This is a genomic window from Desulfitobacterium hafniense DCB-2, assembly GCF_000021925.1.
GTDB classification, from domain to species: domain Bacteria; phylum Bacillota; class Desulfitobacteriia; order Desulfitobacteriales; family Desulfitobacteriaceae; genus Desulfitobacterium; species Desulfitobacterium hafniense.
Genome location: NC_011830.1, coordinates 4,373,460 through 4,388,599, shown reverse-complemented (window position 1 = coordinate 4,388,599; position 15,140 = coordinate 4,373,460). Strand labels below are relative to the sequence as shown.

The 15,140-nt window shown below is 48.4% G+C and carries 16 protein-coding genes and 1 pseudogene; 16 read left to right on the top strand and 1 reads right to left on the bottom strand.

Going from position 1 to position 15,140, the window contains the following annotated elements; genetic code table 11:
- Positions 1–35 precede the first annotated feature (35 nt).
- Complete coding sequence (locus tag DHAF_RS20655; protein ID WP_005808714.1) at positions 36–1,283, bottom strand: IS110-like element ISDha12 family transposase; 1,248 nt, start codon at positions 1,281–1,283, stop codon at positions 36–38.
- A 639-nt stretch (positions 1,284–1,922) separates the two neighbouring features.
- On the opposite strand from DHAF_RS20655, the gene DHAF_RS20650 reads away from it, so the two are divergent.
- The 16 genes and pseudogenes from DHAF_RS20650 (at position 1,923) to DHAF_RS20575 (ending at position 15,134) form a co-directional block, all read left to right on the top strand.
- Complete coding sequence (locus DHAF_RS20650; protein ID WP_005816218.1) at positions 1,923–2,285, top strand: response regulator; 363 nt, start codon at positions 1,923–1,925, stop codon at positions 2,283–2,285.
- Position 2,286: 1 nt separating this feature from the next.
- Positions 2,287–2,784: a flagellar biosynthetic protein FliO gene (gene fliO / locus DHAF_RS20645; RefSeq protein ID WP_015945051.1), complete on the top strand. Its 498-nt coding sequence runs from the start codon at positions 2,287–2,289 to the stop codon at positions 2,782–2,784.
- On the top strand, positions 2,781–3,560 hold the full coding sequence (fliP, locus tag DHAF_RS20640; protein WP_015945050.1) for a flagellar type III secretion system pore protein FliP: 780 nt from the start codon (positions 2,781–2,783) through the stop codon (positions 3,558–3,560). Before fliO ends, fliP begins: the two co-directional genes overlap by 4 nt.
- 17 nt (positions 3,561–3,577) lie before the next feature.
- Positions 3,578–3,851 (top strand): annotated as a pseudogene (gene fliQ, locus DHAF_RS20635) (flagellar biosynthesis protein FliQ).
- An 18-nt stretch (positions 3,852–3,869) separates the two neighbouring features.
- Positions 3,870–4,652, top strand: coding sequence for a flagellar biosynthetic protein FliR (fliR, locus tag DHAF_RS20630; RefSeq protein WP_005816212.1), 783 nt, complete (start codon positions 3,870–3,872; stop codon positions 4,650–4,652).
- Positions 4,649–5,701 carry a flagellar biosynthesis protein FlhB gene (gene flhB, locus DHAF_RS20625; protein ID WP_015945049.1) on the top strand — a complete coding sequence of 351 codons (1,053 nt, stop codon included), beginning with the start codon at positions 4,649–4,651 and terminating at the stop codon, positions 5,699–5,701. The genes fliR and flhB overlap by 4 nt, the downstream gene beginning before the upstream one ends.
- A gap of 18 nt (positions 5,702–5,719) precedes the next feature.
- Entirely contained in the window at positions 5,720–7,786 is a 2,067-nt protein-coding gene (flhA, locus tag DHAF_RS20620; RefSeq protein ID WP_015945048.1) for a flagellar biosynthesis protein FlhA, read from the top strand.
- Positions 7,776–9,014 carry a flagellar biosynthesis GTPase FlhF gene (flhF, locus tag DHAF_RS20615; RefSeq protein ID WP_015945047.1) on the top strand — a complete coding sequence of 413 codons (1,239 nt, stop codon included), beginning with the start codon at positions 7,776–7,778 and terminating at the stop codon, positions 9,012–9,014. Before flhA ends, flhF begins: the two co-directional genes overlap by 11 nt.
- Positions 9,007–9,891 (top strand): MinD/ParA family protein, encoded by an 885-nt coding sequence (locus tag DHAF_RS20610; protein WP_015945046.1) that lies wholly within the window; start codon positions 9,007–9,009, stop codon positions 9,889–9,891. Before flhF ends, DHAF_RS20610 begins: the two co-directional genes overlap by 8 nt.
- Positions 9,892–9,938: 47 nt before the next feature.
- The gene (locus DHAF_RS20605) at positions 9,939–10,583 is read left to right on the top strand and encodes a flagellar brake protein (protein ID WP_015945045.1); all 645 of its coding nucleotides are present in this window, start codon (positions 9,939–9,941) and stop codon (positions 10,581–10,583) included.
- 2 nt (positions 10,584–10,585) lie between these two features.
- Entirely contained in the window at positions 10,586–11,182 is a 597-nt protein-coding gene (locus DHAF_RS20600) for a chemotaxis protein CheC (protein WP_011460745.1), read from the top strand.
- A complete protein-coding gene (locus tag DHAF_RS20595) occupies positions 11,179–11,661 on the top strand; it encodes a chemotaxis protein CheD (protein ID WP_005816201.1) in 483 nt (160 codons plus the stop codon). Before DHAF_RS20600 ends, DHAF_RS20595 begins: the two co-directional genes overlap by 4 nt.
- Positions 11,662–11,664: 3 nt before the next feature.
- Positions 11,665–12,048: a hypothetical protein gene (locus DHAF_RS20590; RefSeq protein WP_015945044.1), complete on the top strand. Its 384-nt coding sequence runs from the start codon at positions 11,665–11,667 to the stop codon at positions 12,046–12,048.
- Between the two features lie 27 nt (positions 12,049–12,075).
- Positions 12,076–12,822 (top strand): FliA/WhiG family RNA polymerase sigma factor, encoded by a 747-nt coding sequence (locus tag DHAF_RS20585; protein WP_015945043.1) that lies wholly within the window; start codon positions 12,076–12,078, stop codon positions 12,820–12,822.
- A 122-nt stretch (positions 12,823–12,944) separates the two neighbouring features.
- Positions 12,945–14,570 carry a flagellar hook-length control protein FliK gene (locus tag DHAF_RS20580; RefSeq protein WP_015945042.1) on the top strand — a complete coding sequence of 542 codons (1,626 nt, stop codon included), beginning with the start codon at positions 12,945–12,947 and terminating at the stop codon, positions 14,568–14,570.
- Positions 14,571–14,579: 9 nt separating this feature from the next.
- The gene (locus DHAF_RS20575; RefSeq protein ID WP_015945041.1) at positions 14,580–15,134 is read left to right on the top strand and encodes a flagellar hook capping FlgD N-terminal domain-containing protein; all 555 of its coding nucleotides are present in this window, start codon (positions 14,580–14,582) and stop codon (positions 15,132–15,134) included.
- The last annotated feature ends 6 nt before the right edge of the window (positions 15,135–15,140 follow it).

Here is a 15,140-nt window from a genome sequence, read left to right as displayed (position 1 = left end):
AAAAGTTACAAAAATGGAGTATCGGTTAGCGCAATTCATGCTTGGTTTGCATTCCCCCTATTGCCATGTGGCCTATAGATTTGGTTGCTGCGTAGCAGAGCATCAACCATACGGACGAGTTTGCGTGCAGTAAGCACGAGAGCACGGCGATGATGATGAGTCTTACTTTCCGAAAATTTACGTTGGTAGAAGACCTTGTACTCTGGTTCCTTTTGGCGTACTAAGTTAGCAGCCTGGATGATATAACTGCGCAAGTAGGTGTTGCCAGTTCGGGTTAAGGGTGTGTCATCGGCTGTAAAATCACCTGACTGGTGGGTACGCCAGGTTAACCCAATAAACTTTGCTAAGGCTCCTTCATTCGGAAAACGACGGATGTCTCCGATCTCAGCAATAATACCAGCTGAAAGCACAGGGCCAATACCGGGAATGGTAATGAGCGTATTCGGGAAATGCCTGATTTCTGCTTCGATTGCCTTATCGATTTTCTTTACCTGCTTCTCCAAGGTGTGGATGGTTTCAATGCTCGTGGCCAGGATAAGGTTAATGGGTTGCAATAGGCTTCCACGCAGTCGATGGGCCTTGCGGGCAGCTTCCTTCAACTCTCTGGCTTTGGTTTCCGGATCCTCGAAATGACGTTTTCCTTTCTCCATGAGGAAATCAATCAGTTCATCAAGCGGTCGAGCCGCAACCTCTTCTGGAGAAAAAAACTCAAGTGTCAAGGATTCAGAAGTAGCGCCGAAAGTGTTACTAAAAACCGCACCTTGGGCAAGCGTGCTAAACTTCAAGAACAAGTTCGTGAGAAAATAATTCTTCTCTCTGGAAATCATCTCAATCAAATGACACCGAAAGCGAGTGAGGCGCTGTAAGGGTAAGTAGCGGAAATCGACCTGAGAGCCCTCTGGGAGCCGACCGAAGCGTAGACGTTCGGCAATGACCCAGGCATCAATCCAATCGTTTTTCGGAAGGTCCACATAAGCCTTCTTGAAATTAGCAACGACCTTGGGGTTAAAGGAATAAATTTGGGGCTGCAAAGGGGCTAAAGAATGGTCTTCCGCTAAGAACATTTGTAACGGCCAACTGTATACGGAAGTGGCCTCTAAACCAATAACCAGCCGGTCCACATTCACTTGAGCACAGGCGTCAAAGAGATATCGGGCAACTTGCTCACAACCAGGCTGATCATTCAAAGCCCGTAGCCTTTTAACCGGTTCATTACCACGCTCATCTAAGATTCGCACTTTAAAATCACTGGAACTCACATCAATACCGACAAATAAACTCAATTAAAATCACCTCACTTTCTGAGCCAAACAATTTGTAAGATTAACGTTGGGACCAGGCACCACAACAGGTCAACAACCTCGCCGAATCAGCACTTGTCCTAAAAAGACCTTGGATCCAACCGATCTGCTACTATCGGAGGAGTTCCCTTTAAGCTGTGCAACCTTCGAGTTAAAAGTTCAAATTGTGGGCTGGCAGTCAGACTTAAAAAGAGGTCAGAGCCTCAAGGAGGAAAAGGCTTTGCCAGAACGAACCTCACGGTACCATTTTGCTTGAAATCCCAACAAACTTAAATACTTTTTTGTTGTCAAAGAACGATCTGAGGAATCTCAGGTATTCCTCATCCTGAGCCTGTGGACAGTGCCAGCCTGTGGAAAAGCCCTTTGGGGTCTGTCCTAAAAGAGCTTTCCCAACAGGCTTTGGACAAGTCGAATTTGAAGTATGCCTTGGGGTTGACTTGTCCACACTGCCCACAGGCACGACGGCTGCATGGGGTATGCGTTATCCTGTGTGCATCTTGTTGCGGTTGACCATATCTACTGAATTTCCAGTTTTCTATGGTCATTTAAATACCCCACGTTCCATTAGTTTTTGGGACTCGTGGGGCAGGAACTAAATCAATTATACGAGGAGGAAAAATTGTGGGTGCTAATGTTTTAATTGTTGATGATGCTGCGTTTATGCGGATGATGGTCAAGGATATCTTAACCAAGAACGGCTTCACAGTGGTTGGTGAGGCAGAAAATGGGGCTGTGGCCGTGGACAAATTTGTTGAATTGACCCCGGATTTAGTGATCATGGACATTACCATGCCTGAAATGGATGGACTGCAGGCCGTTCGTGAAATTCGCAAGAAGGACCCTCAAGCCAAGATCATTATGTGTAGTGCCATGGGCCAGCAAGCGATGGTTATCGATGCCATTCAATCCGGTGCCAAGGACTTTATTGTAAAACCCTTCCAAGCAGATCGGGTGGTTGAGGCTGTAAAAAAGGCGCTGAAGTAAAATGCCAAATATCCAAGTGAGTATAGATGAAAAGACGCCCTTTCAACCTCAGATGACGGGTGAAGTTAGTAGAAGTGTATCCGATCCCTCCTACTGGGGGGGGATCATCGGGACGATTCTCGTCTTTCTCCTTATTCTGATAGTTGCTTTATGGGTCATCCGCAAGATGAACCAGGCTTCTTTCCGGGGCATGCAGGCGCCTTGGGCGAGAGTTCTGGATCGGCAAATGCTTAGTGCCAGCCAATCTCTCTATTTAGTGGAAATTGCCGGAAAGCTCCAGATCCTGGGGGGAACGGATCATCATTTGACGAAGATCGATGAGATCAATGACCCTGAACTGGCGGCCGAGATCCTGGATGAGCTGGCCCACCGGCCCGCTGAGCGTGTAGAGGGCATTCTATCCGGAATTGCCCAGCGCACCTTTGGCGGTAAACGACGCCGGGGGAAAGAGCCCTTTGCCGATGAGCTTGAACGTTTGCTTGAGGAGGTGGACCAATGACAGCCACCGTGAAGGCATTGGGTTCAGCAAAGAAGCGAAATATAAAAGCTTTGCTGCTGTTCTTTTTGATTTGGGGAGGAATACTGGTCAATACAGATTCAGTTTTGGCCGCAGGATTAACCCTTGATTTCGGGACGACAACGGCTGAGCAAACCAGTTCAACCCTGCAAATCCTGCTTTTATTGACCGTAATCTCTATCGCCCCGGCTATTCTTGTGCTGATGACCTCTTTTACACGGACGATTATCGTCCTCTCCTTTGTGCGCAATGCCCTTGGTACACAGCAGCTGCCGCCCAATCAGGTACTTATCGGTCTTTCTTTATTCTTAACCTTTTTCGTCATGGCGCCCACTTGGAATGAGATCAATACTCAGGCCCTTCAGCCTTATATGCAAAATCAAATAACCCAGGCCGAGGCTCTGCAGCAAGCGGAAGCCCCTTTAAGGCAATTTATGTTCGAGCAGACCCGGGAAAAAGATCTTACCCTGTTTGTCGGTCTGGCCAGAATGGAGCAACCGCAAACTTACGGCGATATTCCCACTTATGTTCTCATTCCTGCCTTTGTGATCAGTGAGCTGAAGACAGCCTTTCAGATGGGCTTTGCCATCTTTATCCCCTTTATGGTGATCGATATGTTGGTGGCTTCTGTGCTGATGTCCATGGGTATGATGATGCTTCCCCCCATGATGGTTTCCTTGCCCTTTAAGATTCTTCTGTTTGTCTTGGTGGACGGTTGGCACCTTGTCGTCCAGTCACTTGTCACGAGCTTCTACTAACCTAAGGATGTGTATGAATGAATCAAAGTGACGTACTTTATCTGGCCAAAGAAGCCTTGATGACAGCCTTGATGATCGGAGGTCCTGTATTGGGTGTGAGCTTGCTTGTGGGTTTGCTGGTCAGTATTTTTTCAGGCCATGACCCAGATTCAAGAGCAGACCCTGACCTTTATTCCCAAAATCCTGGCCATTGCACTTGTTATGCTTTTATTGGGTCCGTGGATGCTTAATGTGATTACAGGTTTTACGACCAATCTTTTTAACGATCTGGCTATTTTTGGTAAATACTAATCATCGCGGAGGAGAGACATGGGCTTAGCAGAATTTTTGCAATGGAATCTCACGCTGTTCCTCCTTATTCTCTCACGTTGGGCAGGCATGATTATGCTGGCTCCGGTGTTTGGAGCCCGCGGGGTTCCCGCCATGGTCAAACTAGGCTTAGCGGTAAGCATTTCGATCATCCTCTATCCGCTCATCATGGCCGCCGGACCCCAGATTCCCAGCGAAACACTGCCCTATGCAGCACTACTAATCAAAGAAATTGTGGTTGGCCTTGTGATCGGCTTTGTCATTTATGCCATCACTGCCGTATTAGAAGGGGCAGGTCAATTAATTGACATGCAGATGGGCTTTAATATGAGCGGAGCCATCGATCCGATTTTTGGTGTGCAAAGTGCGATGATGGGTAATTTTCAAATGATTTTGGCCATTATGCTCCTCCTGGCTACCAACTCTCACCATTATCTTATTGCGGCTATGGTCAAGAGCTATACTTATGTCCCGATCAATCCGGGGGCTCTCCCCCAAGGACTTAATTATTATATCTTTCTCATTCGGGAAATCTTCACCTTATCCGTACAATTGGCCCTCCCCGTCATCGGTGCGTTGGTTCTGACGGATATCGGCGTGGGGCTCTTGATGCGCACCGTGCCCCAGATGAATATTTTTACGGTTATCTTTCCCGTGAAGATCATCTTCGGTTTTACCATTCTTTTTTTGGGAATCGGCTTTTTTGGCGAAACAGTCAACATGCTTTTTGAGCGGGCCATGACCTGGCTTTTAGAGCTGTATAAAGGGTGGCAGGGAACATGAGTGAAAAAACGTTTCAGGCCACGCCCAGGCGCAGGCAGGAAGCACGTAAGAAAGGCCAGGTTTTTAAGAGTACGGAAATGGTTTCCGCACTTATGCTGGTCAGTTTTATTGGGTTGTTAAAATTCTATGTGCCTACCATGCTGGAAAAGGTTAGCCAGATCTTTCCTTATGTCTATGGGCTATCTGCAGAATGGACGGCCCGCTCCGTTGCCAGTCTGATGGTGGATCTTCTCTGGCTGGGCGTTCAAATTGTCGCTCCCTTGTTTGTGGTGGGGGCTGTCATCGCTACCGGTGCAAATTACCTTCAGGTACGCTCCCTGTTTACATTGGAGCCTTTAAAACCCCAACTGAGCCGGATTAGTATGATTAGCGGTGCTAAACGGATGTTTGGCATGAAAGCCTGGGTAGAGCTGATCAAATCCCTGCTCAAGGTCACCTTTATCGGCTATTTTCTCTACGCCACCATCCGGGATAATTTCGAAATCTTTCCGGTCATGGCCCGTCTCACGGTTGGCCAGGGGGCGATGTTTATCGGCGGCTTAATCGTCGAATTGGGCTGGAAGATTGCTCTGTCCTTCTTCGTCATTGCGGCCATCGATTTTCTCTATCAGTGGTGGGATTATGAGAAAAATCTTAAGATGTCCCACGAAGAGTTGAAGCAGGAATATAAGCAAACGGAAGGGAATCCTCAGCTTAAAGGGGAAATTAAAAGAAAACAAAGGGCTATGTCCATGCGCCGCATGATGCAGGATTTAAAGACTGCCGATGTGGTGGTGACCAATCCCACCCACTATGCTGTAGCCCTGCGCTATGATCCCAAGGAAAATTCGGCCCCGGTGGTGGTGGCTAAAGGTGCCGATGAAATTGCCCAACGGATTAAGCAACTTGCCAAAGATTATGGCATCATAACCATGGAAAATAAACCGCTGGCCCGGGCCCTTTTCGCTCAAGCGGAAATCGGACAAGCCGTGCCTGCGGATCTCTATAAAGCCGTGGCAGAGGTTCTCGCCTTTGTGTACCGGCTTAAGCGCAAGAAATTTACCGGGTAAGAAAGGAGGAATCCACTCATGGCCACAAACGTCAACCGCCGTTGGTATAGTAATATTGACGTGCTCGCAGCTATTTTCATCGTGTCTATTGTTGTCATGATGGTTGTACCGATTCCTCCCCTGATGTTGGATATTTTATTGACCATAAGCATTTCTGCGGCCGTACTGACGCTGATGATCTCAGTCTTTACCAAAGACCCTTTGGATTTTTCAGTGCTTCCCTCCCTGATTCTGATTTTAACTTTGTTTCGCCTCTCCCTTAACGTGACGACGACCCGTTTAATTCTCGGAGAAGGTCATGCGGGTGAAGTCATTCAGCAGTTTGGAGAGTTTGTCGTTAAAGGCAGTGCGGTAGTCGGCTTTATCATCTTTGCCATCCTGGTTGTCGTAAATTTTATCGTCATTACCAAGGGTTCGGAACGGGTATCTGAAGTAGGGGCCCGCTTCACCTTGGATGCTATGCCGGGAAAACAAATGAGCATTGATGCCGACCTGAATGCCGGAATGATCACTGAAACCCAGGCCCGGGATCGCCGGCAAAAGATTCAAGCAGAGGCCGATTTTTATGGGGCCATGGACGGAGCCAGCAAATTCGTCAAAGGGGACGCCATCGCCGCTATTATCATCCTCTTTATTAACATTATTGGGGGATTTGTTACCGGAGTCGTTATGCGGGGTATGGACATCATGGAAGCCTTGCATACTTATACTCTATTGACCATTGGGGATGGACTTGTGACACAAATTCCAGCCCTTTTGATGTCTACGGCTACAGGTCTGGTGGTCACCCGGGCCGCCTCGGAAACCAACCTGGGTGAGGACCTCTCCAGACAGCTTTTCCACACGCCGAAGGCTCTTTACATAACCGCAGGGGTAGCCATGGTCCTGGCCATGTTCGGACTCCCTCTTTTGCCTTTGTTGATCGTTGCTATTGTCCTTGTGGCGCTGGGCAGAGTTATGGATAAAGGCAGTCAGAAAGCAGTGGTGGAAGAGAGCGCGGCGGCGCGGGAAACAGCCCTTGAAGAAAGTAAAAAACCGGAGAATGTCCTTAATCTTTTAAATGTGGATAATATGGAATTGGAGTTGGGGTATGCTCTGATCGCTTTAGTCGATGTTCAGCAGGGGGGCGATCTCCTGGACCGTATCGTCTTAATCCGGCGGCAGGTGGCCAGTGAACTGGGCTTTATCGTGCCGGTGATTCGCGTCAGGGATAATATGAATTTGCAGCCCAATCAGTATTCGATTAAAATTCGCGGTGCCGAGGTGGCCGGTGGAGAAATCCTGGCCGACCACTATCTGGCCATGAGCAGCGGCCTGGGGGACGATAATATTCCGGGCATACCCACCAAAGAGCCTGCTTTTGGACTGGATGCCAAGTGGATTAATGCAGTTTACAGAGAAGAAGTCGAGATGAACGGCGGGACTGTGGTGGATGCGCCCACCGTCTTAGCGACCCATTTGACAGAAGTGATTAAGAGCAATGCCTGGGAAATCTTAAGCCGTCAGGATGTGAAGACTCTTCTGGATCATGCTCGGGAGCAGGCACCGGCGGCAGTGGATGATGCCATGGAGCATTTAGATTTGGGGCATCTGCAAAAAGTCCTTGCGAATTTGCTGAGAGAACGGGTTTCCATCCGGGATATGGTGACCATTTTGGAAACATTAGCCGATTATGCTTCAACCACAAAGGATTTGGACCGCCTAACGGAATATGTTCGTCAGTCTTTAGCCCGGCAGATCGTTCAACCTCTTCTGGGCATGGACAAACAATTGCCGGTGCTTACCTTGGAGCCGAAGCTGGAGCAGCTGATTCTGGACAGCATCCAACCTTCGGATTTTGGAAGCTATATGACTCTGGATCCCCGTGTATTGCAGGAACTTATGCAATCCTTAGCCCGGGAGATGGAGAAAATGGTCCTCAAAGGGTATAATCCTGTCCTGGTCTGCGCTCCGGTAGTAAGGATTAATCTAAAACGGGTAACTGAGCGTCAGTTGCCCCAGCTTATGGTTCTATCTTATAACGAACTTGTGCATGGTGTGCAAGTTCAGGCAGTAGGGATGGTGACGACTGGAAATGCGAGTTAAGCGTTTTGTTGGCGATACAGTGGCCGAGACCATGGGCAAAGTGAAGAAGGAATTGGGTGCCGATGCCGTCATCCTTCAGACACGGCAATTTAAGGAAGGCGGAGTATTGGGGCTTTTTGGCAAACATAAAGTGGAAGTGATGGCGGCTATTGAAGAAGAACCTGTGAGCAAAGAACAAGCTCCTGTCAAATCGTTATACCCAGGGAACCCTTATGGGGTTCGGAAGGAAAGCCCTTTGCCTATGGAGCGCCCCGCTTATGCTCCAGGAAAGGGAGCGGAGCCCCTTGCGCTGGAAAAGACTCCCCGGGTTGAGGTAACCACTCCGAAGGGGGCGGAACTCAATGCTTTAGAGGCAGAACTGCAATCCATGCGCAAATTGCTGGAAAGTATGAACCGCCAAATTGAAGGTTTGGATGGAGAGCAAAGCGTATGGCCTGTGCCTTTGCAAAAATGGGCCGATCTGCTCAAAGAGCGGGGCATAAATCCCAAGCTGATCAAGAGAATACTTCGCTCAGTTCAGCAAAATGTCCGTGAAGAGGACTGGGGAGAGGATCATCGGGTCAGGGCCTGCCTAAAGGAAACCATACGCCGGATCTGCAGCAATACAGCGGCTATTCAGCCAGGGGTCCGCAAACCTAGGATAGTGGCTTTAGTCGGACCCACAGGGGTGGGAAAAACCACCACCATTGGTAAATTAGCGGCAGGCTTCAGCATCGTGGATAAACGGCGGGTTGCTTTAATCACTGCAGACACCTACCGAGTCGCTGCCGTGGAGCAGTTGAAAACCTTTGGGGAGATTATTGGCGTGCCTGTGGATGTGGTCATGACTCCCTCCGGTCTTCGGGAGGCCATTCAGCGCCATGAGGACAAGGAGCTTATTTTTATTGATACGGCGGGACGCAGTCCTCACCATGATCTTCATATGTCTGAATTGAAGGCTTTTCTGGAGAAGGCTCAGCCGGAGCTGACCATGCTCGTTATGAGTGCCGCCACTCAGGCCGCGGATCTGGCCAGGATCTATGAGCGCTTCGAGCCTTTGACGACCCATCTGATTTTTACCAAACTGGATGAAACAATGGGCGGGGGCACTATTCTTAATCTTTTGGAAAGAACCGACCTGCCTGTTGCATATATTACCAATGGGCAAAATGTTCCGGATGATATAGAAGTAGCAACCCCAGAGCGTTTGACTCGTTATATTCTGGGGGAGGGGGATCGGCGTGAATGACCAGGCAAAAGTATTAAGGCGTATCGCCTCCCGACATAAACCTGACCTTACTGCCAATTCTGATTCTCAACAAGAACTGCGTGTATTTGCTGTGACCAGCGGGAAGGGCGGCGTGGGCAAGACCAATTTCAGTGTGAATTTGGGCTTGGCATTGATTGATTTGGGCTATCGGGTCATTCTTCTGGATGGCGATCTGGGACTTGCGAATCTGGATATAGCCTGCGGCGTTACACCCCGTTATACTTTTGAGCACCTTCTCAATGGTGAAAAAGATATCGAAGAAATCCTGATCTATGGCCCGAAAGGGATAGGGATATTACCGGGAGGATCAGGAGTCCAGGATTTAGCCAACATCGAGAGGGAGCGGCTGGAAGAGGTCGTCAGAAATCTGGGACGCTTAGAGTCCCTGGCAGATATTATTATCATTGATACAGGTGCAGGTTTAGGGCATACGGTGCTCAATTTCTTAAGGGCGGCAGATGATATCATCCTGGTTACCACCCCGGAGCCAACCGCCTTAACCGATGCTTACGGCCTGCTCAAGGCTTTACAAAAGGTTAAGGATGGCGTTACGGTCAATGTGGTGGTGAATCGGGTGCAAAGGGAAGCGGATGCCAAAGACACCTATGAACGCCTGGAGAGCGCTGCGAAGCGGTTCCTGAATGCTCCCGTCAATTTATTGGGGTGGGTCTATGAGGATATATCCGTGGGCAGAGCCATTATGAAACAAGAACCCGTCGGAGTATCCTATCCGCAAAGTTCAGCTTATCAATGTATCCAATGGATTGCCGGTTCGGTGTCCGGACTTTATCTTAGTCCGCCGAGACAAGCAGGGGGAATTCGTGGCTTTTTAAAAAATCTTTTGCGAGCCTTTTAACTTTTCAATAGTTTTTCTTTTTTAATTCGGCTTAGGGGGTGAGGGCAGTGCAATATCTTGATAAATTAGTTTCCGGATTAGCTGTTGAGTTGCATGTTCCGGAAGGGGACTATGAAGGAAATTACAAGACACATGTCGATGAGATCGGCAAAACACGACTATCTGTATATGCACCCCATTACCAAGGGATGATCATTCCCCTGCAGGAGGGTACTCTTGTGGAGGTTACTTTTTGGGATGACGTGGCTTCCTACTCTTTTATGTCATCGGTTCTTCAGCGTGTCGCAACACCCATACCGATGTTTGTCCTGAAGATGCCGGATAGTATTAGAAGGGTCCAAAGGAGGAACTATGTGCGGGTTTCCGCCTCCTTCCCGATAACCTATCAAGTGGTGGAGAGGGAAGGATTAGGGGACCTGCTGAAGGGGAATATGCTGGATCTGAGCGGCGGCGGAATGCGTTTTCAGGCCAAGGTCAAGTTGGACAAAGGCTCCATCCTCTATGCCAATCTTGAATTACCCTGCGGTATCATCGGAACTCCGGGCCGGGTATGTCGGGTAGAGCCTATTGAAGACACCAAGTACTTTTCCGTGTCCGTAGATTTCTATCAAATTTCTGAACGTGATCGCGATCGCATCATCCGATGTGTTTTTGATATTCAAAGAGACTTGCGTAAGAAAGGATTGATCTAAGCATGGAAATTAATCAAATGCAATTGGATGCGTTGCGAGAGATCGGAAATATTGGCTCAGGACATGCCGCGACAGCATTATCCACTATGCTCAGCCGCCGCATTGAAATGTCCATTCCTGAGGTTAAAGCAATAGAATTTGAGAAGGCTCCTATGGTAATCGGTCATCTGGAGGTTCCCCAGGCCGTTATCTATGTTAAAGTCGAAGGGGATGCTTCGGGTAAAGCGGTGTTCTTTTTTCCCCTGGAAAGTGCGGAAATACTGGTACAAGCCTTATTTGGCTCCAATGAATCCTTTAACCTCTTTGATAATGAGATGGCTCAATCGGCCCTTAAAGAAGTGGGCAATATCATGGTGAGTTCATTCCTCATCGCTTTAACTGAGTTTTCAGGAATCCCTCTGCAACCTTCTGTGCCTGCTTTAGCCGTGGATATGGTGGGGGCAATTTTTGATGCGATTCTCCTGGAAGATGGCATACTTGAGGATACAGTTCTCTTTATTAATACTCAGCTTACCGGGATACCGCAAATTGAAGGAAAGTTCGTATTCTTACCTGATGAGGGATCATTGATAAAACTGCTGGGAGCTTTGGGACTATGAGCAATGTAATTAGTGTTGGTATGGCTGATTTGAAAACGACAAAAGCGCCTAATATTTTAATGACGGCAGGATTAGGCTCTTGTATTGGTATATGTGTTCATGACCCGATTCAGAAGGTCGGGGGTATGGCTCATATTATGCTGCCGACGGCGGGGAGTGCCCCTGGCGGAAACCCCGCTAAATATGCCGATACAGCGATGGATCTTCTGGTGACGGAAATCCTTCGTTTAGGTGCCTCCAAATCCCGCCTGCGCGCCAAAATGGCCGGAGGCGCTCAAATGTTTTCCTTTCCGGGAAAACCGCCGGTGTTAAAGATAGGGGATCGCAATGCTGAACAAGTGATTGTGGAGTTAAAGCGTCTGGGGATTCCCCTCCTCGTCTCCGACGTCGGGGGAAGTTTTGGGCGAACCATCCATTTTGATGTGGGCACAGGTGATCTTAAGGTTCGAACCATTAACCATGGCGAAAAGGTGATTTAATAGATGATGGATAAATTACGGCTTTGGGCATGGTATTTTGCACTTGTCGTTTCAGCTGTCTTAGCATTAATTAGCTTTTATAGTGGGGAAAACTTTATTTTCATTGTCCTTAGTGCCATTATCGGTTTTACCCTTATCTATGGTATATGCATGGCCAGTATCACCATTTTTGAAAAGACCGGCATAGAAATGGAGCTGATTGAGCCGGGTAACCTTTTAGACATTGCCGTGGGGCAGGAAGATAACTTGAATTTCGGTGGCGAAAAGCCAGAAGAAGGACAAATTCCAGCTAGCAGGGCAGGGCAATTGAATCAGGAGTTTGCCGAAGGGGAACCCAGTGTTGAGAAACAAGCGGAAATAGTGAGAAGAATGGGTTGGGGTGACTAGGATTGTAAGGAAGGGGGGGCCAACAAGATGTCGAATCCTTATGAAGCAGCCAATCGAGGTTCATGGAGAGTCGAGCAAATTGAAAAGTATTTGCCGTTAGTCAAGCGTATCTCCGGTCGGTTGCTTATTTCCTTACCTCAACATGTGGATGAAGACGATTTGATCGGCTACGGTGTGTTTGGATTGTTGGATGCCTTAGAGCGTTTTGACCCTGTTCGGGGAGTGAAATTTGAAACTTATGCTACGCTGAGAATCCGGGGAGCGATTATCGATGGTTTGCGGACGATGGATTGGGTACCTCATTCGGCACGGCAGAAAATCAAGCGCATCCAGGATGCCTTTGCCGAAGTGGAGGCACGGCATGGCCGTCCTGCCAGCAATGAAGAGGTAGCGGTTTTGCTGGAGATGGAGCCGCGGGACTTGGAAGCTGCCCTGCATCAAGGGCAAATGCTGACTTTGACCTCCCTTGATGAAGTGGCTGTAGGTGAGGAAGGGGAAGCCTATACCCCCAGGACACAATTGACGGACCCCATAGCACAGGAAGCTTTTCAGGAAGTTGAACTGGATGAGCAAAAAAAGATCCTGGCCGACGCTATCGAAAAGCTTCCTGAGAAGGAAAAACTGGTCGTGGCCTTATATTATCAGGAAGACCTTACCCTGAAAGAAATCGCTGTGATTATGAAACTTTCGGAATCAAGAATCTCCCAGCTTCATTCCCAAGCCATCCTGCGCCTAAGAGGCCGCCTCAGCCGCCAAAAGAAGAATTTATTCTAATGGGTGAAAAATGGGGACAGGTACCGTTTTTTATATGATGCTTATTGATGCAAAAAAAATTAAAGTTTTACCAGGTTTTTGCCGATAAGCTATATAGATTCAGTATTGGTGGAGGTGATGCCATGACAGGAATTAATGCCCTATCCACTCGGGGAGCCATCACAAGCACTGAAGATGGATCTCCCTTTACAAGTGGTTCACAGTCAGGTGCAGATTCAGCTGCGATGATGTTTGCAGCAATCTTTGGCGGTTGGCTGAACCAAGTCGGTGGACAGGGACAGGACTCTGGCAACCAGAGTCAGGAACCGGCAGGCAAGGATGCCAATTCCGGACGTCACGCCTTATTGGGTTTGGATGGGTTACAAGGACTTATGGGGATACTTCAAGGAAACGAAGGTTTCCAAGAGGTTTTCGTACAAGGCTTGCAAGGAGAAGGGGAACAGGGAGTCAATTCTGAGCAACTGAAGACTCTCATGACCCAGCTCGATGCACTACGAAATCAAGCCCTCCCAGCCAACTACTCTTCAGGCATATTAGAGGATGTACAGCTGTCAGGGATGACAGAACAGCCTCAGGGGAAGATTTTCCCCCAGTCGGAGTTGGATTTATATAAGAACGTGATATCCAATTTACTTAAAGAAATGTCAGGGGAAATGAAGCTTAAGCCCCAGAATCAAGCTGAGGCTAATCCTTTAGCCCAGCAGAAATCAGAACTTGCTGCCCAGCGCTATAACAGTGGTTTATTTATCACCATGGATGGCGAAGGACAAGAGCCCAGTGTAATGGCGACTCAGGCCAAGACAGATGCTGCACCAATGAATACAGTGCCAACTGACATGACCCTGACAGACACAGCAAAAACAGCAGCAAATACGTTTGTCCAGGTTAATCAGGGGACATTGCTGGCAGCCTTATTAGGTAAGTCGAAATCTGATCCCGATGGAACAGGATCAGATGAGACTGGATTAGATGAGAATCAGGTTAAGCCTGGAGTTGGTAATGGGCCTGAAGGAAGAACGGCTAAGAACCCGGAGATTCTCAGCTTGAATCAGGAGAATTCCGAGGATAATATGCTCTTAAAACAAGAAGCAGCCAAAAGCACCGCATCACCCCATAGCGCATTGGAAGAAAAGCTGGCAGAAAGCGGCTTGGTTTCTGCGAAAGGGACAGTTGCCAAAGGACTTCAGGATGATGAACAGCCTATAGAAACAAATAAGGGGAACAAATCTATTTTACCGGATGTTGCAGCAGGCAATCTAACCCATCAAGCCAAAGATATCGCTCAAGTCCAAGGGAAAGTTGCCGATAAAGGTGATCAGCCCATATGGACCCAAGTAGCCCGGGACATCTTTGACAAGGCTTATCTGGCCCGCCCCCAACTTCGCGAATTGACCATTCAACTACACCCCGCCCATTTAGGAGCAATTAATATCGCCATGAATTGGGATGAGGGACAAGTTCATCTGCGCATCGTGGCTTCGGATGGGGGAACAGGACAGCTCCTCCAACAGAATCTGTCTGAACTGAGAGACAGTCTGACTCAGTTGGGCATCCAATGCGGACAGATGGAGATGGGCTTAGGAGAGCAAAAAGAAGGTGCACAGGAACATCAGGGCCGGGAAGGCTCAGGCCACTCCCAGGAGAGTGGCGATGATGTTCTAGAGTCGCTTAATAGTGAAGAGCTTGAGAGAATACTGAGCAATGATGAAGTGATCCCAGGCGCTAGTCGGATTAATATCAAGGCTTAGGAGGAAACTATGGGTAATACAGTTGATACAAATTATAGTAAATACTCTTCCACCTCAGAATCCAAACAAAGCAGCGCAGTCTCTGACGCTACAAAAGAGGTTCTGGGTAAGGATGATTTTCTGAAGCTGTTGGTTGCTGAACTGACCAATCAGGATCCGCTTTCACCCATGGATAACAAGGATATGATTACCCAGATGGCTCAGTTCAGTTCCCTGGAGCAAATGAATAACATGTCTAAAAGCATGGAAAACCTGGTCGGTGCCTTTGGGGCCCTATTCCAGAATTCTCTGCTCAGTCAGGGAGCTGCTCTGATCGGCAAGCATGTAGAAGGAGCGAATATCGATGGCAGTGGCTTTGTGAATGGGATCGTCGAATCTGTTCAATGGCTGAATGGCAATCCCCAGTTGGTATTGGTCCTGGAGGACGGAAGTAAGGCTGCTGTAGATATGAGTGACATCACCTATGTCGCCGACCCTAAGGAGCCGGACCCCGACCCCGATCCTGTACCTGAAGATGATACGTCTGAGGATGACATTCCTAAGGATGATATTCCCGAGGATTAACGAGGA